The organism is Caulobacter sp. GW821-FHT09B11 (assembly GCF_059418205.1).
Genome location: NZ_JBWKPK010000047.1, coordinates 1 through 23499, shown reverse-complemented (window position 1 = coordinate 23499; position 23499 = coordinate 1). Strand labels below are relative to the sequence as shown.

General features: G+C 69.8%; 20 protein-coding genes and 1 pseudogene. 12 read left to right on the top strand and 9 right to left on the bottom strand.

Annotated features, from left to right (window positions below):
• Nucleotides 1-296: 296 nt before the first annotated feature.
• Nucleotides 297-2237 (bottom strand): glycoside hydrolase family 97 protein, encoded by a 1941-nt coding sequence (locus AC07N1_RS23765; protein WP_494674035.1) that lies wholly within the window; start codon nucleotides 2235-2237, stop codon nucleotides 297-299.
• Between the two features lie 383 nt (nucleotides 2238-2620).
• Between AC07N1_RS23765 and AC07N1_RS23760 the strand changes: the two genes are divergently transcribed.
• The 5 genes from AC07N1_RS23760 (at nucleotide 2621) to AC07N1_RS23740 (ending at nucleotide 5139) form a co-directional block, all read left to right on the top strand.
• The gene (locus tag AC07N1_RS23760; protein ID WP_494674034.1) at nucleotides 2621-3232 is read left to right on the top strand and encodes a TetR/AcrR family transcriptional regulator; all 612 of its coding nucleotides are present in this window, start codon (nucleotides 2621-2623) and stop codon (nucleotides 3230-3232) included.
• Between the two features lie 243 nt (nucleotides 3233-3475).
• Nucleotides 3476-3823, top strand: coding sequence for a DMT family transporter (locus tag AC07N1_RS23755; RefSeq protein ID WP_494674033.1), 348 nt, complete (start codon nucleotides 3476-3478; stop codon nucleotides 3821-3823).
• Complete coding sequence (locus AC07N1_RS23750; protein ID WP_494674032.1) at nucleotides 3820-4377, top strand: TetR/AcrR family transcriptional regulator; 558 nt, start codon at nucleotides 3820-3822, stop codon at nucleotides 4375-4377. Before AC07N1_RS23755 ends, AC07N1_RS23750 begins: the two co-directional genes overlap by 4 nt.
• 1 nt (nucleotide 4378) lies before the next feature.
• On the top strand, nucleotides 4379-4510 hold the full coding sequence (locus tag AC07N1_RS23745) for a hypothetical protein (RefSeq protein ID WP_494674031.1): 132 nt from the start codon (nucleotides 4379-4381) through the stop codon (nucleotides 4508-4510).
• Between the two features lie 83 nt (nucleotides 4511-4593).
• A complete protein-coding gene (locus AC07N1_RS23740; RefSeq protein WP_494674030.1) occupies nucleotides 4594-5139 on the top strand; it encodes a hypothetical protein in 546 nt (181 codons plus the stop codon).
• 172 nt (nucleotides 5140-5311) lie between these two features.
• On the opposite strand, the gene AC07N1_RS23735 is transcribed toward AC07N1_RS23740, so the two are convergent.
• Complete coding sequence (locus AC07N1_RS23735) at nucleotides 5312-6259, bottom strand: acetamidase/formamidase family protein (protein ID WP_494674029.1); 948 nt, start codon at nucleotides 6257-6259, stop codon at nucleotides 5312-5314.
• Between the two features lie 249 nt (nucleotides 6260-6508).
• Here AC07N1_RS23735 and AC07N1_RS23730 point away from each other — a divergent pair, with 249 nt between their 5' ends.
• The 5 genes from AC07N1_RS23730 (at nucleotide 6509) to AC07N1_RS23710 (ending at nucleotide 12052) form a co-directional block, all read left to right on the top strand.
• Complete coding sequence (locus tag AC07N1_RS23730; protein WP_494674028.1) at nucleotides 6509-6730, top strand: AtzG-like protein; 222 nt, start codon at nucleotides 6509-6511, stop codon at nucleotides 6728-6730.
• Nucleotides 6727-8121: an AtzE family amidohydrolase gene (locus tag AC07N1_RS23725; RefSeq protein WP_494674027.1), complete on the top strand. Its 1395-nt coding sequence runs from the start codon at nucleotides 6727-6729 to the stop codon at nucleotides 8119-8121. The genes AC07N1_RS23730 and AC07N1_RS23725 overlap by 4 nt, the downstream gene beginning before the upstream one ends.
• The gene (hpxZ, locus tag AC07N1_RS23720) at nucleotides 8118-8522 is read left to right on the top strand and encodes an oxalurate catabolism protein HpxZ (RefSeq protein WP_494674026.1); all 405 of its coding nucleotides are present in this window, start codon (nucleotides 8118-8120) and stop codon (nucleotides 8520-8522) included. The genes AC07N1_RS23725 and hpxZ overlap by 4 nt, the downstream gene beginning before the upstream one ends.
• 221 nt (nucleotides 8523-8743) lie before the next feature.
• Nucleotides 8744-10924: a TonB-dependent receptor gene (locus AC07N1_RS23715; protein WP_494674025.1), complete on the top strand. Its 2181-nt coding sequence runs from the start codon at nucleotides 8744-8746 to the stop codon at nucleotides 10922-10924.
• Between the two features lie 159 nt (nucleotides 10925-11083).
• Nucleotides 11084-12052, top strand: a complete 969-nt coding sequence (locus tag AC07N1_RS23710) for a nucleoside hydrolase (RefSeq protein ID WP_494674024.1) — start codon at nucleotides 11084-11086, stop codon at nucleotides 12050-12052.
• Nucleotides 12053-12311: 259 nt separating this feature from the next.
• Here the strand turns inward: AC07N1_RS23710 and guaD are convergent, their stop codons facing one another.
• From guaD to uraH, 5 genes are all read right to left on the bottom strand, one after another.
• A complete protein-coding gene (guaD, locus tag AC07N1_RS23705) occupies nucleotides 12312-13595 on the bottom strand; it encodes a guanine deaminase (RefSeq protein WP_494674023.1) in 1284 nt (427 codons plus the stop codon).
• A complete protein-coding gene (xdhC, locus tag AC07N1_RS23700) occupies nucleotides 13582-14604 on the bottom strand; it encodes a xanthine dehydrogenase accessory protein XdhC (protein WP_494674040.1) in 1023 nt (340 codons plus the stop codon). Before xdhC ends, guaD begins: the two co-directional genes overlap by 14 nt.
• Before the next feature lie 174 nt (nucleotides 14605-14778).
• On the bottom strand, nucleotides 14779-17136 hold the full coding sequence (xdhB, locus tag AC07N1_RS23695) for a xanthine dehydrogenase molybdopterin binding subunit (protein ID WP_494674022.1): 2358 nt from the start codon (nucleotides 17134-17136) through the stop codon (nucleotides 14779-14781).
• Complete coding sequence (gene xdhA / locus AC07N1_RS23690; RefSeq protein ID WP_494674021.1) at nucleotides 17129-18607, bottom strand: xanthine dehydrogenase small subunit; 1479 nt, start codon at nucleotides 18605-18607, stop codon at nucleotides 17129-17131. Before xdhA ends, xdhB begins: the two co-directional genes overlap by 8 nt.
• Nucleotide 18608: 1 nt before the next feature.
• Nucleotides 18609-18956 carry a hydroxyisourate hydrolase gene (gene uraH / locus AC07N1_RS23685; RefSeq protein WP_494674020.1) on the bottom strand — a complete coding sequence of 116 codons (348 nt, stop codon included), beginning with the start codon at nucleotides 18954-18956 and terminating at the stop codon, nucleotides 18609-18611.
• Between the two features lie 403 nt (nucleotides 18957-19359).
• Between uraH and AC07N1_RS23680 the strand changes: the two genes are divergently transcribed.
• Together AC07N1_RS23680 and AC07N1_RS23675 are read left to right on the top strand one after the other, a co-directional pair.
• Complete coding sequence (locus AC07N1_RS23680) at nucleotides 19360-21660, top strand: NADP-dependent malic enzyme (RefSeq protein ID WP_494674019.1); 2301 nt, start codon at nucleotides 19360-19362, stop codon at nucleotides 21658-21660.
• Between the two features lie 156 nt (nucleotides 21661-21816).
• Nucleotides 21817-22470, top strand: a complete 654-nt coding sequence (locus tag AC07N1_RS23675; protein ID WP_494674018.1) for a UPF0149 family protein — start codon at nucleotides 21817-21819, stop codon at nucleotides 22468-22470.
• Nucleotides 22471-22640: 170 nt separating this feature from the next.
• On the opposite strand, the gene AC07N1_RS23670 is transcribed toward AC07N1_RS23675, so the two are convergent.
• Both AC07N1_RS23670 and AC07N1_RS23665 read right to left on the bottom strand, forming a co-directional pair.
• Nucleotides 22641-22835 (bottom strand): cold-shock protein, encoded by a 195-nt coding sequence (locus AC07N1_RS23670; RefSeq protein WP_233245359.1) that lies wholly within the window; start codon nucleotides 22833-22835, stop codon nucleotides 22641-22643.
• Nucleotides 22836-22973: 138 nt separating this feature from the next.
• A pseudogene (locus AC07N1_RS23665) lies at nucleotides 22974-23177 on the bottom strand (cold-shock protein); the annotation flags it as partial.
• Nucleotides 23178-23499 lie beyond the last annotated feature (322 nt).

Below are 23499 nucleotides of genomic sequence, written 5' to 3'. Positions count from 1 at the left end.
CGAAGGGCTTATCCGGGACCCAGGGGGACCGGACTCGGCGGATCGATCAAGCGCCCCAGCGACGGCCGATACAGTGCGGCGGCCCCTGGGTCCCGGCTCTGCGCGCTACGCGCTCCGGCCGGGATGACGGGAGAGCAGCAGTTCCTCATCGAACGCCGATTGACAGCCACCCTACCAATTGGTATCGATATCAAATCTTGAAGCGCCTCCCTGCTGGCGCTCACTTCTTGGATGCAAGTTCCTCCCGACTCCAAGACCAAGGGGCGCCGTCTGCCCGGCGCCCCGTTTTTTTGCCCCTACCCCACCGGCTCGAACCGTATCGCCTGGCCGCCCGCCGCGTTCAGCTGCAGCCGAAGGCGCGTCCCCGCGTCCACCGCCTGGCGCTCGATCGCCACCTTGGTGCGGTTGGCCGGCCGGGCGAGATCGCCGTCGCGGTAGCGCACCGCCGTCCACTTGCCCGCGCCCAGAAAGGCGAGGTCCAGGTCCAGCCGCCGCTCCATCTCGTTGGTCAGGGCGCCGAGGAACCACGTCCGGCCCTTGCGGCGGGCGATGACGACGTATTCGCCCAGCTCGCCGGCGATCGCCCGGGTCTCGTCCCAGGTGGTCGGGCAGGCGTCGAACCACTCCAGCTCCGGCCAGGGCTGGCCCTCGTACTTCTCGGGCTTATCGTACCAATAGAGCAGGGTCAGCGGGCTGTAGCAGGTGACCGCCAGGGCCAGCTGGTGGGCGTTGGTGGTCTGGTTGCGCTCCTGGGCGTAGCAGATCGTGTAGTCGATCGGCCCGGCGATCGGCCGGGTGAAGGCCAGGTTCACGTGGTGGCGCGGGGCCGGGAACTGCTCGTTGCCCTTCACGCCCTCCAGGGTCAGGTAGTTGGGCAGGGTGCGCTCCAGCCCGGCCGGCCGCAGGTTGTCGTGCAGGTTCACGACCATGCCGTGCTCGCCGAACGCCCGCACCACCTTGGTGATGAAGTCGACGTCGGACTGGCGGCCCTCCCACATGAAGCCCAGCTTCACCCCCGCCAGGCCCCAGCGCTGATAGAGCCGGCACATGTCGGTCAGCGCCTTGGTCACCGCCACCCGGTCGATATAGACCAGCACGCCGACGCCCCTCGCCTTGGCGTAATCGATCACCCTTTGCAGGTCCAAGGCGGCGATCGGCGCCGTCGGATCCGAGGCGTCCGTCCCGTCGCCGTACCAGTGGGCGTCGAACAGCACGTACCGGATCTTGCGCTTCTGGGCGAAATCCACCGCCTTCAGCGAGGCCTCGGTGGAATAGGGCTTCATGATCCGGAAGGCGTGGCCGGGCTTGACCCACGAGACGTCGCCCAGCTGGTTCGGCGTCGCCAGGGTCGGGACCACATGGTGGCGCTCGATCAGGCCCTTGGCGCTGTCGGCCGCCAGCAGCACGCGCCACGGCGTCTTCTGGCCGACGGCGATCTCGAACGTCGCCTCCTGCGGCGTGTCGTCCTGGCCGCCCCAGCCGGTCGCCCGGCCCGGATAGCGCATCAGGTAGGTGACCAGCCCGCCCTTGTCGTGGGCCCGCGCCATGCAGCGCGGATAGTGCAGCCGGTCGGACTCGGCGATGAAGCCGTAGACGCCGTTCCCGACGTCCACCGTGATCGGCAGGTCGGCATAGGGCCCCTTGTCGGACGAGCCCGTCAGGTCCGGATGCTCCAGCGGCGCAAGATCCGCCTGGGTGGAGACGTGGATGTCGCCCTCGTCGCGGCTGGCGTAGAGCCGCGCCGTGTCGGGAAAGCGGAAGCCCGTCCGCTCGCCCATCAGCGCCAGGGCCTCGCCCCTGGCCAGACCGGTCAGCACATAGCGTACCGCCACAGCCCCGTTCAGCACCCGCAGGACGATGTCGAACCGGACGCCGCCCTTGGGGTCGACCATGTGCAGGGTGATCTGGCGGCCGGACTGGTCGTAGCGCGCCGACTGCCCGAACGGCGGCGACCACTCGCCTTCGAAGGTCTGCGGCGTGACGCCGGCCTGCTTCGCGCCTTCGCCCAGCAGACGTCCTTCGGCCAGCCACAGCCCCAGGTCCGACGGCAGCAGCAGCGCCTTGCCGTCATAGGTCGCACTCCAGCGGGGGATCGCGCCCGAGACGTCGACCACCGCTTTCAGCCGCCCGTCGGGCGAGGCGATCTGGTGACGCCGAGCGGTCTCGCCCGCCTGGGCGGTCGTGGCGGCGCCGGATATCGCGGCCAGCGCGACCAGGTCGCGGCGTGTGGGCTTCATCGCGTCGCCTCCTCCCCTTCCGCCCTGGCGGCGCAGCGGCGCGCGGGCGGTCGATTATCGTTCGTAGCCCGGCCGGCCGCATCGCGACCAAACCGGGATCGATAAACTGATATCGATATCAAGAATGTCGCGCAAGCCGCCGCTTACCACCTGATCCACCTCGCGAGCTATTGGCCTTACCTCATTGCCGAATTAAGGTATGACCACATCGACGCAGAGACCTTACCTCACCGACGCCCTCGCCGGGCCGCGAGGCAAGTTCTGACGGCGACCCGGACCTCGCGCGGACAGCCTTCCCAGGATCGCGCGTTTTCGCGGCGCATCCTCCCCAGGATGCGCCGCTTTTTTTGACCGCTGTTCGGTTTTACCTCTAGGTTGCGGCCATGGACTTCGACGCCGGCCCAACGCCCGCCCCGCCCGCCGACACCCCCGCCCCGCGCCGCGGCCCCGGCCGCCCGCGCGACCCCGAGGTGGAAAAGCGCCTCAAGCGCGCGGCTCTGGAAGTGCTGGCCGCCCACGGCATGTCGGGCCTGACCCTGGAGAAGATCTGCGACAAGGCCGGCGCCCCGCGCGCCACCTTCTATCGCCGCTGGGCCACGCCGATGCAGGCGGTGGGCGAGGCCTTCAACGAGGCCTTCCTGTTCGCCCGCCTGCCCGACACCGGCGACGTCGTCGCCGACCTGGTCGCCCTGGGCCAGGCGATGATCGATCTCTACAACGACCCGGTCGTCGGGCCGTGCATGAGCTTCCTGATCGCCGAGAGCCGCGTGCGGCCCGAGCTGTTCCACGGCGCCAGCGACGACTTCCAGCGCCGCCGCGCCTACAACCGCCAGGTCGTCGAACGCGCCGTCGAGCGCGGCCAGATTGGCCCCGAGATCGATCCCGACCTGATCATCGACGTCATCAGCGGCCTGGCCATGAACAACCAGGCCACCCGCCGCCCCCTGACCCCGGAGATGCTGGAGTTCGTGGTGAGGCGGTTGCTCTCCCTCTGACCCCTCTCCCCTTGCGGGAGAGGGCGGGGCCCGCGCCGCAGGCGTGGGAGGGTGAGGGGTCGAAAGCCCTCACCGCCGTGATGGCGGACAGGCCGGGCGCGGCCTCGGGGTTCTGAGAGACCCCTCATCCGTCGGCCTTCGGCCGCCACCTTCTCCCGCAAGGGGAGAAGGATCGCTTACACCCATCTTGAAAACAAACCAACCAAGCGGTATCTTACAGACCTCACCACCCGAGGCCTCCCCGTGTCCGTCCCCGCTTCCGCCTACGCCATGCTCGCCGCGGCCATCGCCGCCGAGGTGGCCGGCACCACCTTCCTGCAGAAGTCCGAGCAGTTCACGAAGCTGGTCCCGACCCTGGCCATGGCCGGGCTCTACGCCGCCGCCTTCTACTTCCTGTCCCAGGCGCTGAAACACGTGCCGCTGGGCGTGGCCTACGCCATCTGGGGCGGGGTCGGGATCGTGCTGACGGCGGTGATCGGCGTCGTGCTGTTTCGCCAGAAGCTCGACGCGCCGGCCCTGCTGGGCATCGGCCTGATCGTCTCTGGCGTGCTGGTCACCCAGCTCTTCTCGCGCAGCGTGGCCCACGGATGAACACCACCGCCTACAACCGCCCCAAACAGCCCGAGCAGGTGCGCCGCGCCCTGCTGGACGCCGCCGTCGCCCTGGCCGAGGAGCAGGGCCTGGGCGGGATCACCGTCCAGGCCGTGGCCGACCGCGCCGGCGTCACCAAGGGCGGCCTCTTCCACCACTTCGCCAGCAAGCAGGCCCTGATCGACGCCGTCTTCGACTTCATGCTCGAACAGATGGACGAGGCGCTGGACCGGCTGATGGCCGACGACGTGACGCATGGCTGCTTTACCCGCGCCTATGTCGTCTCGACCTTCGAGTGCTGCGACATGGCGCTGAGCGGTCAGGCGCTGTCGATCTCGATGGTCACCGACCCGGCCCTGCGCCGCCGCTGGCGCGACTGGATCGACGCGCGCCTCGTGCGCCACGCCGCCACCGACGTCGACCCGCGCCTGCACGTCGTTCGCCTGGCCGCCGACGGCTACTGGTTCGCCCGCGTGCTGCACGACGGCGATCCGGGCAGCGAGCCGCCGGAGGCGCTGCAGGCGCGCCTCATCGCCATGACCCGGGAGGGCTGACATGACCTTCTTCCGCACCCACTGGGCCCTGCTGGCCACCGAGCCCGCACCGCCGGCCGAGGCCCCGCCCGCGCCGCCGCCCAGCGCCGAGACCCCGCCGGTAGAAGCGCAGGAGCCGCCGGCAGCCGCCTGAACGCCGTCGCGACGGTTGCAGGCGCCCGCCTGGCTCGCCTAGGCTTGGACGCGCGGCCCCGTCGGCCGCTCGGGGGACCATCGATGACCGCTCGCAGCCCACGCGCCTGGCTGTCCGCCTTCCTGTCGCCGGCCGGACGGACCGGACGCGGGACCTTCGCCCTGACCGTCGTGGCGGTCTACGCCGCCTGGTACGCGACGCCCTTCGCGCTGGCGGGGCTGACGGCGCTGATGGGCGAGGCCGAAGGCTTTCTGGAAAACGAGTTCTGGGTCGGCCTGGCGCTCTACCCGGCCCTCGCCGCCCTGACCTATGTGAGCTTCTGCGTTCACCGCAAGCGCCTGACCGACGCGCGGCGCGGCGCGCTGAGCTTCTGGCTGCTGTGCGGCGCCAGCCTGGCCCTGCCAATAGTCGTCATGTTCATCAGCCTCGCCACGGCGCCGCCGCCCGTCGTCAACGGGCCGATCATCTCCTATGCCGAGCGCGGCGGCTCCCCGCTCAGGTCCTTCCTGCTTCAGACCGCGCCGCTGCTGGCGGTTATCGCGGCCTGGCCGCTCTACAGCCTGTGGGTGGGTCTGGCGCCGTCGCGCGCCGAAGAGCCCGCGCCCGACGGCCGGCCACTGGCCGCCTAGGCGCCCTCTCCGTCATAGCGAGGCGAGCATACTCCTCCCCCGCAAGCGGGGGAGGTGGCGCGGCGCGGATACGCGCCGTGACGGAGGGGGCGACCGCGCGCACCGAGCCCAGTCTCGCCCCCTCCACCGCTTCGCGGTCCCCCTCCCCCGCTTTGCGGGGGAGGAGATAAATCTAGAACAGAACGCCCTTCTCCAGCAGGCCGTGCACGCCCTTCTCGCCGTTGACCGTCTGGGTCACGCGGAAGTCCACGGCCAGGGAGCAGAACTGGTAGGCCTGCACGCGGGTGAGGTTCGACCGCGACACGATGAAGTCGATCATGCCGCGCAGGGCCTGCTTCATGGCCAGGTCCAGGTCCTCGTTGAAGCCCATGATCACGTAGTGGGTCGGGGTCTCAGCCCGCGGCCAGGTGGCCGTTCCCACCTCGGCGGCCTTGTGCAGGATGAAGGTGAAGGTCCCGGTCAGGCCCATCTCCAGGGCATTGACGCAGACCTCGCCGTCGCCCTGGCGGCCATGGCCGTCGCCGGCCGAGAAGTTCGCGCCCGGAACCCAGACCGGCAGGAACAGGGTCGCGCCCGCGCCCAGCTCCTTGTTGTCCATGTTGCCGCCATGCTCGCGCGGCTCGCGGCTGGACAGGCGCCCGTATTTCGCCGGCGGGGCCACGCCCATGGTGCCGAAGAACGGCTTCAAGGGCAGTTCCGGCCCCCACTGCGGCTTGCAGACCCCGCGCGCCTTGTCGACGGCGATGTGGCTGACATAGCGGTCGGGGAAATCCTCCGGGATCGTGCCGGCCAGCGGCCGCACCGCGCAGTAGCCCCAGTCGTTGTTGGGCTCGACGGCTTCGATGCGCACCTCCAGGGTGTCGCCCGGCTCGGCCCCGGCGATGGCCACCGGCCCGGTGAGGATGTGCGGCCCGATCCGGTCCAGCCTGGCGTCGTGGATCGCCTGCAGGGCCGGCGGGATGGTCAGCCACGACTCCGGCCCCGGCATCACCTCGGGCCCGCCGGAAACGCAGTCGAAGGTGACGCTGTCGCCAGGCTGGATGGTCAGGACGGGATCGAAGGCCGCGTCGAAGATGCCGAAGCGGACGGTCTGCGGCGTGGAGGACAGGTGGTGGTGCATGGCGACGGCGGAACCGGAAACGAAGAAACGGTCCCCAGTCTCCGGCCGCATCGGCGCGACGGCGAAGCGGCGCGACCATCGACGACGCCGCTTTCGCCATCCTGCCTGCCCGCTGGGCGCCGCCTGCACGGACCTCACGCATCCGGCGGGCGATCAATCCTTCCTAGCCCCTTGAAACGTCTGGCCTAGCGGCGTTATCGTGGGCTCGCTATGAAGTATCTAATTACTTTCTAGCGTGAGTGACTTCCCATGTCGGGCGGCGATCTGTCGGCCTTCCAAAACCTCTCCGACGCCAAGGTCGCCGCCTATCTGGACTCCCGCAGCGCCGATCTCGGCCTGCGCATTCCCGAGAGCTGCCGCGCCGGCGTCGCCGAGAACCTGGCCCTGCTGCGCGACCAGACGGCTCTGTTCTGCGACGCCCTTGGGGGCCTGACCGACGCCGACGCACCGGCCGAGCCGTTCGCGCCGTGAGCTTCGACACCGCCCAGGCCGTGACCCGCGCCGTGCGCGAGGGTCGCACCACCGCCCGCGAGCAGGCGCAAAAGGCCATCGCCGCCGCCAGGGCCGAGCCGTTCAACGCCTTCACCGCCGTCTTCGAGGACGAAGCGCTTGGCCAGGCCGACGCCGTCGACGCCCAGCTCGCGGCCGGCGTCGATCCCGGTCCGCTGGCCGGCGTTCCCTTCGCGGTCAAGAACCTGTTCGACGTCGCCGGCCACACGACCCTGGCCGGCAGCAGGATCCGCCGCGACGCCGCCCCCGCGAGCGCCGACGCCACGGCCGTCGCCCGGATGAAGGCCGCCGGCGCGGTGCTGGTCGGCGCGCTGAACATGGACGAGTTCGCCTACGGCTTCGTCACCGAGAACGCCCACGACGGCCCCACCCACAACCCGCACGACCCGGCCCGCATCGCCGGCGGCTCGTCCGGCGGTTCGGCCGCCGCCGTCTCGGGCGGGATCCTGCCGCTCGCCCTGGGCTCGGACACCAACGGCTCGATCCGCATCCCCGCCGGCCTGTGCGGCGTCTATGGGCTGAAGCCCACCCTGGGCCGCCTGTCACGCGTCGGGGCCTTCCCCTTCGTGCACAGCCTGGACCACATCGGCCCGTTCGCCCGCACCGCCGCCGACCTCGCCCTCGCCTATGACGCCTTGCAGGGCCAGGACCCGCTCGACGAGCTTTCGCCGCCGCCCGCCGATCCCCTGTCCGCCCGCCTCGACGCCCTGGCCGACCAGCCGTTGCGTGTCGGCGTGCTGGGCGGCTGGTTCCAGCAGGGCGCGTTTCCTGAAGTGGTCGAGGCGCTGGAGATCGTCGCCGACGCCTTGCAGGCCCGGCGCGGCGTCGAGCTGCCCGGCGCCCAGGCCGCCCGCGCCGCCGCGTTTTCGATGTCGGCCTCCGAAGGCGGGCGCCTGCATTTCGACGACCTCGCCGCGCGCGCCCTCGACTACGACCCGGCCGTGCGCGACCGCCTGCTGGCCGGCGCCCTGCTGCCGGACGGCGTGGCCGACGCCGCCCGCCGCTACCGCCCTGTCTTCCGCGACGAGGCGCGCCGCGTGTTCGAGGACTTCGACCTGCTGCTGGCCCCCGTCACGCCCTGCCCGGCCCCGCCGATCGGCCAGGCGACCATGGACCTGGACGGCGTGCAGGTCTCGGTGCGCAAGACCCTGGGCGCCTACACCCAGCCGATCAGCTACATCGGCCTGCCCGTCATCGCCGCGCCGGTGAACCGCCCCGGCAAGCCGCCGATCGGCGTGCAGCTGATCGCGCCTGCCTGGCGCGAGGACCTGGCCTTCGCCGCCGCCCTGCGCCTGGAGCGCGCCGGCGTCATCGCCGCCCACCGCCCTCCCATCCGTCGAGAGCCCGCATGACCGTCATCAACACCCCCGACGTCCTGGCCGAGGTGATCGCCGCCGTCGACGCCTATGAAACCGCCCTGATGACCAACGACGTCGAGGCGCTGGACGGCTTCTTCCGCGATGCGCCAGAAACCGTCCGCTACGGCGTGGCCGAGAACCTCTACGGCTTCGAAGAGATCGCCGCCTTTCGAATCGGACGCTCCGGCGGCTCGCCGCTGCGCGACCGGCTGAGGACGGAAATCACCACGTTCGGCAGTGATTTCGCGATCGCGAACGTCGAATTCCTGCGAACTGGGGCAAAACAGCCCGGTCGCCAGAGCCAGACCTGGCTGCGCACCGAAGACGGCTGGAAAATCGTGTCGGCGCACGTTTCCCTGCTCCAGGCCGGCGCCGACCAACGCCTTGCGCCATAGGCCCGCGGATACTCCGACCAAGGACAATAAGTAAGTATGTCCTGACTTATGACCTAGTTTTGGGCGCCGTTGTCGCAGCGTGGTCAAATAGTGACACGGTCACTACAAACTTCACGCCAGTGAGACGGAGTCGTCATCAAGCCTTTTGATTTCGACGCGGCCATTGTGCATTGCACCCCACGCAACCGGGTCCTCCACCGGTGTTCGAAGGGGATTTCGAAATGACCACCCAAGCCAAGCTGCGCAACGGCGCCGCCTTCGGCGTACTCCTGCTGGCCGCCGCCGTCGCGGCCCCGGCCCTCGCCCAGGACGCGCCGACCGCCCTCGACGACGTGATCGTCACCGCCCAGAAGCGCTCCGAAAACATCCAGGACGTGCCGGTCTCCGTCGCCGCCGTCTCGGGCGAGAAGCTGGCCTCGATCTTCGCCGCCGGCGAGGACGTGCTGGCCCTGTCGAGCCGCGTGCCGGGCCTCTACGTCGAAAGCTCCAACGGCCGCGCCGCCCCGCGCTTCTACATCCGGGGCCTGGGCAACGCCGACTTCGACCTGGCCGCCTCGCAGCCGGTCTCGGTGATCATGGACGACGTCGTCCTCGAGAACGTCGTGCTCAAGAGCTCGCCCGTCTATGACATCGACCAGGTCGAAGTCCTGCGCGGCCCGCAAGGCACCCTGTTCGGCCGCAACACCACCGCCGGCATCGTCAAGTTCACCACCGTCAAGCCGAGCGAAGAGTTCAAGGCCAACGGCACGGCCACCTACGGCTCGTACGGCACGACCACCTTCGAAGGCGGCGTCGGCGGCGCCATCGTCCCGGGCAAGATCGCCGTCCGCGCCTCGGCCCTGTACCAGCACCGCGACGACTACATCGACAACAGCTACACCAAGGTCAGCGACGCGCTCGGCGGCTATGACGAAAAGGCCGCCCGCCTGCAGATCCTGCTGACGCCGAGCGACGACACCGAGATCCTCGCCACGGCCCACACCCGCTCGCTGGACGGCACCGCGGCGGTCTTCCGCGCCAACATCCTCACGGCCGGCAGCAACAAGATCAATTCGAACTTCGACCGCGACAAGGTCAGCTACAACGGCGGCGCCAACAACCCGCAGCAGTACGACTCGACCGGCGTCTCGCTGAAGGTCGACCACGACTTCGGCGGCGTGAAGCTGACCTCGATCAGCGCCTACGAAACCGCCAACGGCCGCAGCCGCGGCGACATCGACGGCGGCGTGGCCGGCACGGGCCCGGGCTTCATCCCGTTCGACTCCGACACCCAGGACTCGATCGGCGACCTGGACCAGGTCACCCAGGAAATCCGCCTGGCCAGCGACACCGACGGCAAGGTCACCTGGCAGGTCGGCGCCTACTACTTCAAGTCGGCGTTCACCGTCACGACCAACCCGTTCTTCGTTTCGCCGACCACGCTCGAGCACAAGAACACCTCGTGGGCCGTGTTCGGCCAGGGCTCCTACCAGTTCACCGACGCCCTGAAGGTGACCGCCGGCCTCCGCTGGACCGACGACAGCAAGGACATGACCGTCCTGTCGAACCCCTACGGGACCATCGCCCCGGTGTCGGTCTCCGACAGCCAGGCCAGCTGGGATCTGTCGGCGTTCTACACCGTCACCGACGACGTCAGCGTCTACGCCAAGGTGGCCCGCGGCTTCCGCGGCCCGTCGATCCAGGGCCGCGACATCGCCTTCGGCAGCCCCGCCTCGGTGGCCCAGTCGGAAACCATCCTGTCGTGGGAAGCCGGCGTCAAAAGCGAGCTGTTCGAGCGTCGCGTCCGCCTGAACGGCGCGGTGTTCACCTACACCATCGACGACCCGCAGTTCAGCGCGGTCGGCGGCGGAACCAACTCCAACCGCCTGATCAACGCCAAGAAGGGCGAGGCCTACGGCGTCGAGCTGGACGGCGAGTGGAAGGTCACCTCGAACCTGCTGCTGACGGCGGGCTACAGCTACAGCCACACCGAGATCAAGGACAAGACCCTGGCCGTGGCCGTCTGCGCCCAGTGCACCGTGACCGATCCGAAGAACCTGGCCGGCCAGGCCCTGGTCGACGGCAACCCGTTCCCGAACGCGCCGGAATACATCCTGAACTTCGGCGCCCGCTACAACGTGCCGGTCGGCGACGGCGGCGAGCTGTTCGCGGAAACCGACTGGTTCCGCCAGGGCTACACGAACCTCTTCCTCTACGAGAGCAAGGAGTTCAACAGCAAGGACACCTTCGAAGGCGGCCTGAAGCTGGGCTACGGCCGCACCGACGGCTCGTATGAAGTGGCCGTGTTCGCCCGCAACATCACCAACGAGGTGAACCTGCGCGGCGGCATCGACTTCAACAACCTGACCGGCTTCGTCAACGAGCCGCGCGTCGTCGGCATCTCGCTGAGCGCCCGCCGCTAAGCGATCTCGACAGACTGACCTGATGGCGGCCCGGGCGTTGAAAAACGCCCGGGCCATTGTCGTTTTGACATGCTCCCGGCGTTGCGGGCAGCTAAGGTGGCCGATCCTGGCGGCGCCCGGAAAGCGCTTGCAGAACAACGAGAAGAGTTCCGCCTACCGATGACCACCAAGATCATCTTCGACACCGATCCCGGCATCGACGACGCCATGGCCCTGCTGTTCATCGAGGCCAGCCCCGCTCTCGACCTGGTGGCCGTGACGACCGTGTTCGGCAACGCCGACATCGACACCACCACCCGCAACGCCCTCTACCTGAAGGACCGCTTCGGCCTGACCGCGCCGGTGTTCAAGGGCACGGACAAGCCGCTGGTCCGCCCGCGCAATCCCTCGCCCACCTTCGTGCACGGCGAGAACGGCCTGGGCGACGTCGAGCTGACGGGCCTGGTTCCCGCCCAGCCCGAGGCCAAGCCGGCCCACCAGGCGATCATCGACCTGGCCCGCGCCAATCCCGGCGAGATCACCCTGGTCGCCGTCGGTCCGCTGACCAACCTGGCCCTGGCGCTCGACGCCGATCCGGAAGTGGCGACCCTGCTCAAGGGCGTAGTGATCATGGGCGGCGCCTTCGCCGTCGCCGGCAAGCCGGGCAACGTCACCCCGGTGGCCGAGGCCAACATCTGGAACGACCCGGAAGCCGCCGACCGCGTCTTCACCGCCCCCTGGCACGTCGCCGTCATCGGCCTGGACGTCACCACCCAGGTGATCATGAGCCCCGACTACATGGAGGCCCTGGAAGCCTCGGCTGGTCCGGCGGGTGAGTTCCTCAACGCCATCTCCAAGCCCTACGCCGCCTTCTACGGCGGCCGCGACGGCATCGTCGGCTGCTGCGTCCACGACGCCGCCGCCGTGGCCTATGTCATCGACGAGAGCCTGTTCGAGGTTCGCCGCGGTTCCGTGCGCGTGGTCACCGAAGGCATCGCGCTCGGCCAGACCCTGCAGAAGGTCGAAGGCGAACTCTACGGCCCGTCAGCCTGGGACGACCAGCCGATCCACAGCGCGGCGATCGCCGTGGATGCGGATCGCCTGCTGGCGCTGTATGCGCGGACGATGAACGGGGTGGTGGGGTCGTAGGAAAAAGAACCTCCCCCTCTGGGGGAGGCGACCGCGAAGCGGTCGGTGGGGGGAGTTTCCGCGAGATCGGCCGATGTTTCGGCGGCTGAAAACGTCCCCCCACCGTCGCCTTCGGCGACACCTCCCCCACAGGGGGAGGTTCCTGTTCTTAGATCCTCCCCCTCTGGGGGAGGTGGCCCAGAGGGCCGGAAGGGGCCGGCGCGGCGCTCACCCCCTCAGTCGCTTCGCGACAGCTCCCCCAGAGGGGGAGCATCTGTTCTCACCGCCGATGCCGCTCCACCCCGGCCAGGTAGGTCCGCGCCACGACCCGGTCATCCCCCAGCACGGTCAACGCGAACAGCCGGTCCTCCAGCCCCTTGGCCGCCGCCAGCCGGCGCTTCAGCAGCGGCGTCGCGGCGAGGTCCAGCACCAGGAAATCGGCCTCCTTGCCCGGCGCCAGGTTGCCGATGCGGTCGTCGAGATCCAGCGCCCGCGCCCCGCCCAGGGTGGCCAGGTACAGCGCCTCGAACGGATCCAGCGCCGAGCCCCGCAGCTGCCCCACCTTGTAGGCCTCGCCCAGGGTGTGAAGGATCGAGAAGGTCGTGCCGGCCCCGACGTCGGTGCCCATGCCCACCTTCACCCCGTGCGAGCAGGCCTCGTCCAGCGGGAACAGGCCCGAGCCGAGGAACAGGTTCGAGGTCGGGCAGAAGGCCACGGCCGCATCCTTGGCCGCCAGCCGCTGGAACGCCTCGCCCCGAAGGTGGACGCAGTGGGCGAAGACCGACCGCTTCTGAACCAGGCCGAACCGCTCGTAGACGTCGAGATAGTCGCTCGCGCCGGGAAACAGCTGGGCGGTCTCGTCGATCTCGCGCGGGTTCTCGGAGAGATGGGTCTGCATCCAGACGCCCGGATGCTCGGCGAGCACCTGCCCGGCCATCTCCAGCTGGGCGTCGGTGCAGCTGATGGCGAAGCGCGGGGTGACGGCGTAGCCGAGCCGCCCCTTGCCGTGCCAGTCGGCGATCAGGCTTTCCATGTCGGCGCGGGCGGTCTCGACCGTGTCGGTCAGGCCCAGCGGCGCATTGCGGTCCATCAGGGTCTTGCCGGCGATCAGCCGCATGTCGCGCGAGAAGGCTTCCGCGAACAGCGCCTCGACCGAGCCCTTGTGCACCGAGCCGAACACCAGGGCCGTGGTCGTGCCGTTGCGCAGCAGTTCGTCGACGAAGAAGCCCGCCGCCTCCTTCGCATGGCCCGGATCGGCGAAGGCCGCCTCGGCCGGGAAGGTGTGCTGCTCCAGCCAGTCGAGCAGCTGCGCGCCGTGGGCGGCGACGATGTCGACCTGCGGAAAGTGGATATGAGTGTCGATGAAGCCCGGGGTGATCCAATGGCCGCTCAGGTCCTCGACCGGGACCTCGGCATGGGCGCGCGCCAGGTCGGCGTAGTCGCCGCACGCCACGACCTTGCCCTGGTCGACGACCAGCAGCCCGTCCTCGTGAAAGCCGATCGCTTCCCCGCTCTTGGTCGGATCTTCCAGGAGGTGGAGGATCGACGCCCTAAACGCTTGCAACTGAACCCTCGTCGTTACTGGCCTGGGCGGCTTCCAGCCGCATCAGCAGGTCGGCGGCCACCGAGACGGCGATCACCTCGGGCGCCTTGCTCTTCAGGCCCGGCAGGCCGATCGGGCAGGTCAGGCGGTTCAGCGTCACCGCCGAGAACCCGTCGTCGCGCAGGCGGTGCATGAACCGCGCCCGCTTGGTCTTGGAGCCGATCAGGCCCAGATAGTCAAAGCCGCCGCCCGCCAGCCCGGCCGAGGCCAGGGCGTAGTCCAGGGCGTGGTCGTGGGTCAGGATCAGGCCGTAGGCGTCAGGCGCCGCGCCCATGGCGATGGCCGCCAACTCGGCCGGCGCACGCACCACCACGCCCGGAACCTCGGCCGCCTCGGGCCGGCTGTCGTACCAGAAGAGCTTGAACGGCAGGGGCGCGAAGGCCCGCGCGATCGCCTGGCCCACATGGCCGGCCCCGAACAGCAGCACCGGCCGGCGCGGGCTCTCGCTGCGCTCGACCAGCTCGTCGCCGAGATCCGGCCGCTTGCCGCGCGCCGCCGCCGGCGCCCCGCCCAGCACCACGGCCGGCGGATCGGCCTCCAGCGCGCCGATAGGCGCGATCGTCTTGGTCAGCAGGCCCGGGTCGAAACGCGTGCGCAGCTCGAACGGCTGGTCGGCGTCCATCCGGCGGGCCGCTTCGGTCAGCCAGTCGCGACTGGCGGCCTCGACCCGCTCGATCATCAGCCGCACCCGCCCGCCGCAGCACTGGGCCAGCAACGGCCCCAGCGGATAGTCCTGGATCGCGAAGGCCGCCTGGGATCCGACCAACATCCGCCGCGCCTGGCTGGTCGCCTGGTGCTCCAGATTGCCGCCGCCGATCGTGCCCGACTGCCCGCCCTCCCAGACCACCATCTTGGTCCCGGCCTCGCGCGGCGCCGAGCCCTCGGTGGCCAGCACGGTGACCAGGGCGGCGTGGTCGTGAGCGTCGAGGCGCGACAGGGCGGCGCGGGCCCAGTTCTTGTGGGCGCTCAGCACGACGCCTCTCCCACAAATTCAAACCTCTCCCATGGGGAGAGGGAGGGGCCCGCCGCGAAGCGGTGGGAGGGTGAGGGGGTAAAGCGGCTGAAGGTGTAACCCCTCACCCTCCCACGCCTGACGGCGTGGCCCCCTCCCTCTCCCTCTGGGAGAGGTTTGAGAAAGACGGCCTCACCCATTGGCCCGCCTCCTCACATCCTCGACCGCCGTCAGCACCGCCTCCGGCGTCGCCGGCGCGTCCAGGTTCGGCATCACCTTGTGATCCCCCACCGCCGCCACGGCCCGGGTGATCGCGCTGAACACCGAGATCGCCAGCATCAGCGGCGGCTCGCCCACGGCCTTGGAGCGATGGACGGTCGGCTCGACGTTGCGGCCGGGCTCCCAGAGCTTGACGTTCAGCACGCGCGGCCGGTCGCCCGCCGTCGGGATCTTGTAGGTCGAGGGGGCATGGGTCTTCAGCACGCCCTTGGCGTCGTAGACCAGTTCCTCGGTCGTCAGCCAGCCCATGCCCTGGATGAACCCGCCCTCCACCTGGCCAAGGTCGATGGCCGGGTTCAGCGAGCGGCCCACGTCGTGCAGGATGTCGGCGCGCAGCACCTTGCTCTCGCCGGTCAGGGTGTCGATCACCACCTCGCTGCAGGCCGCGCCATAGGCGAAGTAGTAGAACGGCCGCCCGCGATGGGTCTTGCGGTCGTAGGCGATCTTGGGCGTGGCGTAGAAGCCGGTCGCCGACAGCGAGATCCGCGCCAGGTAGGCCTGCCGGCAGAGGTCCGGGAAGCTCACCGTCTCGCCGCCGAGCCGCACGCCCTCGGGCGTGAAAGCCACCTGCGAGGGATCCACGCCCCACTTCTCGGCGGCGAAGGCCGTCAGCCGGCCCTTCAACTTGCCCGCCGCGTCCAGCACCGCCATGCCGTTGAGGTCCGCCCCCGACGAGGCCGCCGTGGCCGAGGTGTTGGGCACCTTGTCGGTGACAGTCGAGGTGATCTTCACGCGGTCGAGCGGAACCTGGAATGCTTCCGCGGCCACCTGCGCCATCTTCAGATAAAGCCCCTGCCCCATCTCGGTGCCGCCGTGGTTCAGCATGATCGAACCGTCGGCGTAGATGTGGATCAGGGCGCCCGCCTGGTTCAGGTGGGTGGTGGTGAACGAGACGCCGAACTTCACCGGCGTCAGGGCCAGGCCCTTCTTGAGGATCGGACTTCCGGCGTTGAAGTCCGCCACCGCCTGCTGCCGGGCGGCGTAGTCGCAGGACTTGGCCAGTTCCTCGATCAGCTCCGGCGCGACGTTGTCCTCGACCACCTGGTAGTAGGGCGTGAGGTTTCGGCCCCCTCCCTCTCCATGGGCGCCATAGAGGTTGCGCCGGCGCACCTCCAGCGGATCCAGCCCCGTCGCCTGGGCCACCGCGTCCATCACCCGCTCGATCGCCGCCATGCCCTGCGGCCCGCCGAAGCCCCGGAAGGCGGTGTTGGAGACGGTGTGGGTGCGATAGCGGTGCGAGACGATCTCGACCGCCGGCAGGTAATAGGCGTTGTCGGCGTGGAACATCGCCCGGTCGTTGATGGCCGGCGAAAGATCCGTGGTCGCCCCGCAGCGCGAGGCCAGCTCCAGCCGGATCCCCCGCAGCCGCCCCTCGTCGTCGAAGCCCACGTCGTAGCCGACCTCGAAGTCATGCCGCTTGCCGGTCATGACCATGTCCTCGTCGCGGTCGGGCCGGCATTTGGCCGGGCGGCCGGTCTTGACCGCCACCAGGGCCGCGGCCGCCGCGAACAGCGAGGCCTGGGTCTCCTTGCCGCCGAAGCCGCCGCCCATGCGCCGCACCTCGACGGTGACGGCATGGTCGGGGCGGCCCAGCACGCGGGCGATCAGGTGCTGCACCTCGGTCGGATGCTGGGTCGAGCACCAGACGTGGACGTCGCCCTCCTCGCGCGGCGTCGCCAGCGAGGCCTGGCCTTCGAGATAGAAGTGGTCCTGGCCGCCGATGGCGTGGCGGCCCTGGAGGCGGTGGGGCGCGGCGGCCAGGGCGGCGTCGGCGTCGCCCCGCGCCATCCGCTGGCTGGCCTCGATCTTCAGTTCGGCCGTGGCCGCTTCCCTGATGGTGATCGCCGCCGGCAGGTATTCGTATTCCACGACCGCTTTGGCGGCGGCCGCCCGCGCGGCGGCGATCGAGGTCGCGGCCACCGCGAACAGGCTCTGGCCCACGCAATAGACCTCGCCGGCCGCGAACAGTTTGTCGTCGTGGATCACCGGGCTGACGTCGTTCTCGCCGGGAATGTCGGCGGCGGTCAGCACGCAGACCACCCCGGGCGAGGCCCGCACAGCGTCGAGGTTCATCGACACGATCCGCGCATGGGCCCTGGTGCTCATGCCCAGATGCACGTGCAGCAGGCCCGCCGGCTCCGGCAGGTCGTCGACATAGATCGCCGTGCCCGTCACGTGGCGCAGGGCGCTGTCGTGCGGGACCGAGGCGTGCACGCCCACGAACGGCGTGACTTTCGCCTCGGCTTTCAGGGAAGCGCCGGAATCAGCCATGGGCGGCCTCCGCCAGCACGCTGGTCGCCACGCCCGGCTCGGCGCTTTCCAGATAGGCCCGGACCAGCAGGTTGCGCGCCGTCCGGGCGCGATAGGCGGCCGAGGCCCGCATGTCCGACAGCGGCGTGTAGTCCTCGTCCAGCTTCGCGGCGGCCGCATCGATCGTCTCGGGCGTCCACGGCCGACCGACCAGGGCCGCCTCGCAGGCGTCGGCCCGCTTGGGCGTGGCGGCCATGCCGCCGAACGCGACGCGGGCCTCGGTCACAAACCCATCGACCACGGTGATCGCGAAGGCCGCGCAGACGGCCGAGATGTCCTGGTCGAAGCGCTTGGAGAGCTTGTAGACCTTGAAGATCTGCCCCGCCGGTCCGCGCGGAACGATCACCGCCTCGACGAACTCGCCCGGCTGGCGGTCCTGCTGGCCGTAGGCGACGAAGAAGTCCTCCAGCGGGATCTCGCGCGTCTGCTCGCCCCGGCGCAGCACCAGCGTGGCGCCTAGCGCGATCAGGGCCGGCGGCATATCGCCGATCGGCGAGCCGTTGGCGATGTTGCCGCCGATCGTGCCGCTGTTGCGCACCTGGGTCGACCCCAGCCGCCGCATCATCTCGCCAAGGCTCGGATAGCGGCCGGCCAGGGTCTCGATCGCATCGACATAGCGGACGCCGGCGCCGATGCGCAGGGCGTCGCCCACCCGGGTGATGGTCTTCAATTCGGCCACCCGGCCGATGTCGATCAGGGTCTGCGGCGGCTTGCGCAGCTTGGTGACCCACAGGCCGACGTCGGTCGCCCCGGCCACGAAGGCCGCGTCGGGATTGGCCTCGGCGGCGGCGGCCAGCTCCGACAGGCTTCGCGGCGCCAGCCAGCGGCGGGTGACGCCCCGCACCGGATCCTCGTGCGCCAGGCTGAGCATGGTCTCGCGCTGGATCGCCTTCAGCGGACCAGCCACGTCCGGCGCCTCTTCGCGCACCACCTCGCGCGCCGCCTCCAGGATCGGGCCATAGCCGGTGCAGCGACAGAGGTTGCCCGCCAGCACGTCCTCGACCGGCGCCCCCGCCCCGCAGGCCCCGACCGCGCGGCCGTACAGCGACATCACGATCCCCGGCGTGCAGAAGCCGCACTGCGAGCCGTGCTTGTCGATCATCGCCTGCTGCACGGGATGCGGCTTGCCCGGGCAAGCGCCCACGCCCTCGGCGGCCAGGCTCTCGACGGTCATCACCGCCTTGCCGTCCAGCATCGGCAGGAACTGGATGCAGGCGTTGACCGCCCGCCAGGCCACGGGCTTGAGGTCGTCGCCCGTCGTCAGTTCGCCGACCAGCACGGTGCAAGAGCCGCAGTCGCCCTCGGCGCAGCCTTCCTTGGTGCCGGTCTTGCGCAGCGGCCCGCGCAGGTGCTCCAGCAGGGTCGTGGTCGGATCGACGCCCGCCGCCTCCTGGGCCTCGCCGTTCAGCAGGAACCGGATCGTCCCGCCCATCTCAGCTGCCCCGATAGGTCGAATAGCCGAACGGCGAGACCAGCAGCGGCACGTGGTGGTGCTGGGCCGGATCGGCCACCGCGAAATCGATGGTCACCACGTCGAGGAACGGCGGGTCGGAGACCCTGGCCCCGCTGGCGGCGAAATAGGCGGCGATCTCGAACTCCAGGCGATAGCCGCCGACCGCCAGGTCCTCGCCCTCGACCAGCCGCGCGCGGCCGTCGGCGTCGGTGGCGCTCGCCAGCAGCAGCGTCGGCGGGCCTTCCACCCGGCGATAGACGCGCACAGCCACCCCGGCGGCCGGACGGCCGGCGGCGGTGTCGAGGATGTGGGTCGTCAGGCCGCTCATGCTAGGTCCTGCGGGATCGGGGTCATCATACGCTCTTTCGACCTCTCCAGAGAGGTTGATGAAGGCTGGGACCGCGCGCGCCCGCTGTCCAGCCTCGCCGCCGCCGGACCGTCCACCCGCGGCCGGTTCGCCCAGCCAGGCGGCGACCGGCGCCCGCCGATTGAGCGTATATAAGTCTTTTATTACTTACCAGGCGCGCCCGTTGCGTCGCCCCACCGACCTCAGCCGAAGCCAAACGGACGCAGAATCGCAAAAAATGGTCGGCGGACGCTGCGTAAGGTTGGAAAAGCGCGGCCAACCCCGGTAGCAACACCGGCAGACGGGCCGCGTGCGTAATCCCGACCCCAGGGAACGCGATCAAAGACGGCCCGCGCCACAGCGCTGCGCAGAACAGGACCGATCGATGGACGAGGATTTCCGTAAAGCCGCCCTGGATTACCACCGGCTGCCGCGGCCCGGAAAGCTGGCCATCGAGGCCACCAAGCGCATGGCCACCCAGCGCGACCTGGCCCTGGCCTACTCCCCCGGCGTCGCCGCCCCGTGCCTGGCCATCGCCGAGGACCCGGATCTGGCCCGCGACTACACCGCCCGCGGCAACCTGGTGGCCGTGATCTCCAACGGCACCGCCGTGCTGGGCCTGGGCGACATCGGCCCGCTGGCCTCCAAGCCGGTGATGGAAGGCAAGGCCGTCCTCTTCAAGAAGTTCGCCGGCATCGACGTCTTCGACATCGAGGTCGACGCCAAGGATCCCGACCGCTTCATCGAGGTCGTCGCGGCCCTGGAGCCCACCTTCGGCGGCATCAATCTCGAGGACATCAAGGCCCCCGAGTGCTTCATCATCGAGCGCAAGCTGCGCGAGCGGATGAACATTCCGGTCTTCCACGACGACCAGCACGGCACCGCCATCGTCTGCGCCGCCGCCGTCCGCAACGCCCTGCTCGTCCAGGGCAAGCAGTTGAAGGACGTCAAGCTGGTCACCTCGGGCGCCGGCGCCGCCGCGCTGGCCTGCGTCGACCTGCTGGTCTCGATGGGTCTGCCGGTCGAGAACGTCACCCTCACCGACATCAAGGGCGTGGTCCACGCCGGCCGCGATCCGGACATGCCGGACAACATGGCCCGCTACGCCCGCCCGACCGACGCGCGCACCCTGCCCGACGTGCTGCCCGGCGCCGACATCTTCCTCGGCCTTTCCGCCCCGCGCGTCTTCAAGCCCGAGTGGCTGCCGCTGCTGGCCGAAAAGCCGCTGATCCTGGCCATGGCCAATCCGGATCCGGAGATCCTGCCGGAACTGGTCTACGCCCAGCGCCCCGACGCCATCATGGCCACCGGCCGCAGCGACTACGCCAACCAGGTCAACAACGTCCTCTGCTTCCCGTTCATCTTCCGCGGCGCGCTCGACGTCGGCGCGTCCGAGATCAACGAGGCCATGAAGGTGGCGGCCGTCGAGGCCATCGCCGAGCTGGCCCGCGCCGAGGCTTCGGAAGTCGTCGCTTCGGCCTATGGCGGCGCAGCTCCGATGTTCGGCCCGCAGTACATAATTCCCAAGCCGTTCGATCCGCGCCTGATCCTGCAGATCGCCCCGGCCGTGGCCCGCGCGGCCATGGAGTCCGGCGTCGCCACCCGGCCGATCGCCGACTTCGACGCCTACCGCGCCGAGCTGGAGCTCTTCGTCTACCGCTCGGGCCAGCTGATGCGTCCGGTGTTCGAGCGCGCCCGCAAGGCAACCAAGGCAGCCAAGGTCCGCGTCGCCTACGCCGAGGCCGAGGACGAGCGCGTCCTGCGCGCCGTGCAGACCGTCGTCGACGAGGGCCTGGCCGCGCCGGTGCTGATCGGCCGCCGCGAGGTTATCAAGGCCAAGGCCGCCGAGATGGGCCTGCGCCTCGACCTGGGCGGCGCGGTCGATATCCTCGACCCGCAGGCCGACCGCGAGCTGTTCGAGCCGATCATCGGCCAGTACCAGGACCTGGTAGGCCGCCGCGGCGTGCCGCCGATGGCCGCCAAGCGCCGCGTCGAGGGTCGCCGCACGGTGGCCGCCTCGATGCTGCTGCAGACCGGTCAGGTCGATGCCGCCCTCGTCGGCGGTAGCGGCGACTGGTGGCAGCACATGACCTACGTCCTGCCGATCATCCCCAAGCGCGAGAACGTCGGCCGGGTCTACGCCATGTCGTCGCTGATCCTCGACAACGGCACGCTGTTCTTCTGCGACACCCATGTCAATGTCGACCCGACCGCCGAGCAGGTGGCCGAGATGACGCTGCTGGCCGCCGAGTCGGTGCGCCGCTTCGGCCTGACGCCGAAGGCCGCCCTGCTCTCGCACTCCTCGTTCGGGGCCTCCAACTCGCCGACCGCCCGCAAGATGCGCGAGGCCCTGGCGCTGGTCCGCGCCGGCGCGCCCGAGCTCGAGGTCGACGGCGAGATGCACGCCGACGCCGCCCTCTCCCAGGCCCTGCGCGACCGCCTGGTCGGCGACAGCACCCTGAAGGGTTCGGCCAACCTGCTGGTCATGCCGACCCTGGACGCGGCCAATATCGCGCTCACCCTGCTGACGGCGGCCACCGAGGCCCTGCTGGTCGGTCCGATCCTGCTGGGCATGAGCCGGCCGGTGCACGTGCTGACGCCCAGCGTCACCGCCCGCGGCATCGTCAACATGACCGCCCTGGCCGTGAACCAGGCCGCCGCCGAGCGGGCGGCCAAGGCGGGGTAAGGCCCGCGCGCCTGTTCGTCCCGAGCTGAGAGGGGACGAACAGGCGCCGGCTGGCGTTCGACACGCCCGGCCGGACCTGTAGACTGAAGGATGCTTCCAGCGATGGGCGCAGTTGCGTCCGCCGCCGATCCCGTCCCTCTCAGCGCAAGGCCCGCCGTGCCGCTCGAACCCGCAGACCTCACGCCCGACCTGGACCTTCTCGACGCCTTCCTGACATCCGAGGAGCGTCCGGAAGGCGTCCTGCTGCTGAGCGAGCTCGACGGCTTCCTGACCGGCGTGGCGGTCGGTCCGGAGCCGATCATGCCCGCCGAGTGGCTGCCGCTCGTCTGGGGCGGCGGCGAGGCGAACTTCCGCGACGACCTCGAAGCCCAGAGAATCCTCGGGGCCGTCATGAACCGGCACAACGAGATCCTGCGGCGGGTCGAAGCCCGCTCGCTGGAGCCGATCTTCCTCGAAAACGAAGCCGGCGAGGTGATCGCCTCCGACTGGGCGGAGGGTTTCGTGCTGGCGGTCAGCCTGCGGTACGCGGCCTGGGACAGGCTGATGAGCTCGGAAACCGACAGCTACCTGCTGACACCGCTCCTGGCGCTGTGCGTCGACGAGGACGGCGAGCCCCTCGTCGCCCTGCCCGCCGAGGCCGCGGAGGAGTTTCTCGCCAAAATCGACGAACTCGTGCCGGAGACCGTCCTGCGGATCCACGCCTTCTGGCGAAACCTGAACCCGCGGTCGGGCCTGCCGAAGACCGGTCGCAACGAAGCCTGTCCCTGCGGCTCGGGGCGCAAGTTCAAGAAGTGCTGCGGAGCGCATTGAGCGCAGAGACCACAGCAGACGCGAACACTACAGACGCGAAAAGGCCCCGTCGGAGCCCCCGGCCATCGTGAGATGGCGGAAGCCCCGGCGGGGCCTTCTTGCATTTCGAGCTTCAAACGCCAGGATTCAGGGCGCGTGGACGCGCCCTGAAGACTAGAGCCGATCGAAGCTTAGAGGATGCGCAGGTTGCCGGCCGAGGTCTTGCCCGAGCGGCGGTCCTGTTCGAGTTCGTAACCGACTTGCTGGCCTTCGTTCAGGCCGCGCAGGCCGGCGCGCTCGACGGCCGAGATGTGCACGAAGATGTCGCCGCCGCCGTTGTCCGGCTGGATGAAGCCGAAGCCCTTGGTGCTGTTGAACCACTTCACGACGCCCGTACCGGCTTCGCCGGTGCCGCCGCCACCGCCGCCACCACCGTAGCCGCCGCCGCGCGGGGCGTCATAGCCACCGCTGCGCTGGGGCGGACGACGCGGCGCGCCGCCGGCCGGAACGGCCCCATGGCCGGTCACGCGCAGATTGCCGGCCGAGGTCTTGCCCGAGCGGCGGTCCTCTTCCAGCTCATAAGCCACTTGATCGCCTTCGTTCAGACCCGACAGGCCCGAACGTTCAACCGCGGCGATGTGGACGAACACGTCCTGGCCGCCGTCCTCGGGCTGAATGAAGCCAAAGCCCTTGGCCGGGTTGAACCACTTAACGACACCGTTCGCCATCTTATCCTCAAAACCTCAATCGACGGGCCAATTGCCGGCCCGCGTCCTTCCACAGCAACTCATGACGCAAAACTGCGGCACGCGCTACGCCCTTTGCACGGAGATTATGGGTGGGAAGCGGCCGCTGGCCAGAAAAATTCGCGCGCGGAGGCTCAGCTGTCGCCAAAATACCACTATGAGTGGTAAACGAAGGCGTCAAAAAAGGCCGACGCCGGACGGCATCGACCTTGTTGGTCTACCAGGAAAGTGGGTGCGGGGACAGGATTTGAACCTGTGACCTTCAGGTTATGAGCCTGACGAGCTACCGGGCTGCTCCACCCCG

Bases quoted from the DNA above. Each gene is read 5' to 3' on its own strand.
- AC07N1_RS23750 (WP_494674032.1), top strand. From the start codon at position 3,820: ATGAACACCACCGCCTACAACCGCCCCAAACAGCCCGAGCAGGTGCGC.
- AC07N1_RS23745 (WP_494674031.1), top strand. From the start codon at position 4,379: ATGACCTTCTTCCGCACCCACTGGGCCCTGCTGGCCACCGAGCCCGCA.
- AC07N1_RS23740 (WP_494674030.1), top strand. From the start codon at position 4,594: ATGACCGCTCGCAGCCCACGCGCCTGGCTGTCCGCCTTCCTGTCGCCG.
- xdhA (WP_494674021.1), bottom strand. From the start codon at position 18,607: ATGGGCGGGACGATCCGGTTCCTGCTGAACGGCGAGGCCCAGGAGGCG.
- hpxZ (WP_494674026.1), top strand. From the start codon at position 8,118: ATGACCGTCATCAACACCCCCGACGTCCTGGCCGAGGTGATCGCCGCC.
- xdhB (WP_494674022.1), bottom strand. From the start codon at position 17,136: ATGGCTGATTCCGGCGCTTCCCTGAAAGCCGAGGCGAAAGTCACGCCG.
- AC07N1_RS23710 (WP_494674024.1), top strand. From the start codon at position 11,084: ATGACCACCAAGATCATCTTCGACACCGATCCCGGCATCGACGACGCC.
- AC07N1_RS23730 (WP_494674028.1), top strand. From the start codon at position 6,509: ATGTCGGGCGGCGATCTGTCGGCCTTCCAAAACCTCTCCGACGCCAAG.
- AC07N1_RS23715 (WP_494674025.1), top strand. From the start codon at position 8,744: ATGACCACCCAAGCCAAGCTGCGCAACGGCGCCGCCTTCGGCGTACTC.
- AC07N1_RS23735 (WP_494674029.1), bottom strand. From the start codon at position 6,259: ATGCACCACCACCTGTCCTCCACGCCGCAGACCGTCCGCTTCGGCATC.
- AC07N1_RS23760 (WP_494674034.1), top strand. From the start codon at position 2,621: ATGGACTTCGACGCCGGCCCAACGCCCGCCCCGCCCGCCGACACCCCC.
- AC07N1_RS23680 (WP_494674019.1), top strand. From the start codon at position 19,360: ATGGACGAGGATTTCCGTAAAGCCGCCCTGGATTACCACCGGCTGCCG.
- uraH (WP_494674020.1), bottom strand. From the start codon at position 18,956: ATGAGCGGCCTGACGACCCACATCCTCGACACCGCCGCCGGCCGTCCG.
- AC07N1_RS23765 (WP_494674035.1), bottom strand. From the start codon at position 2,237: ATGAAGCCCACACGCCGCGACCTGGTCGCGCTGGCCGCGATATCCGGC.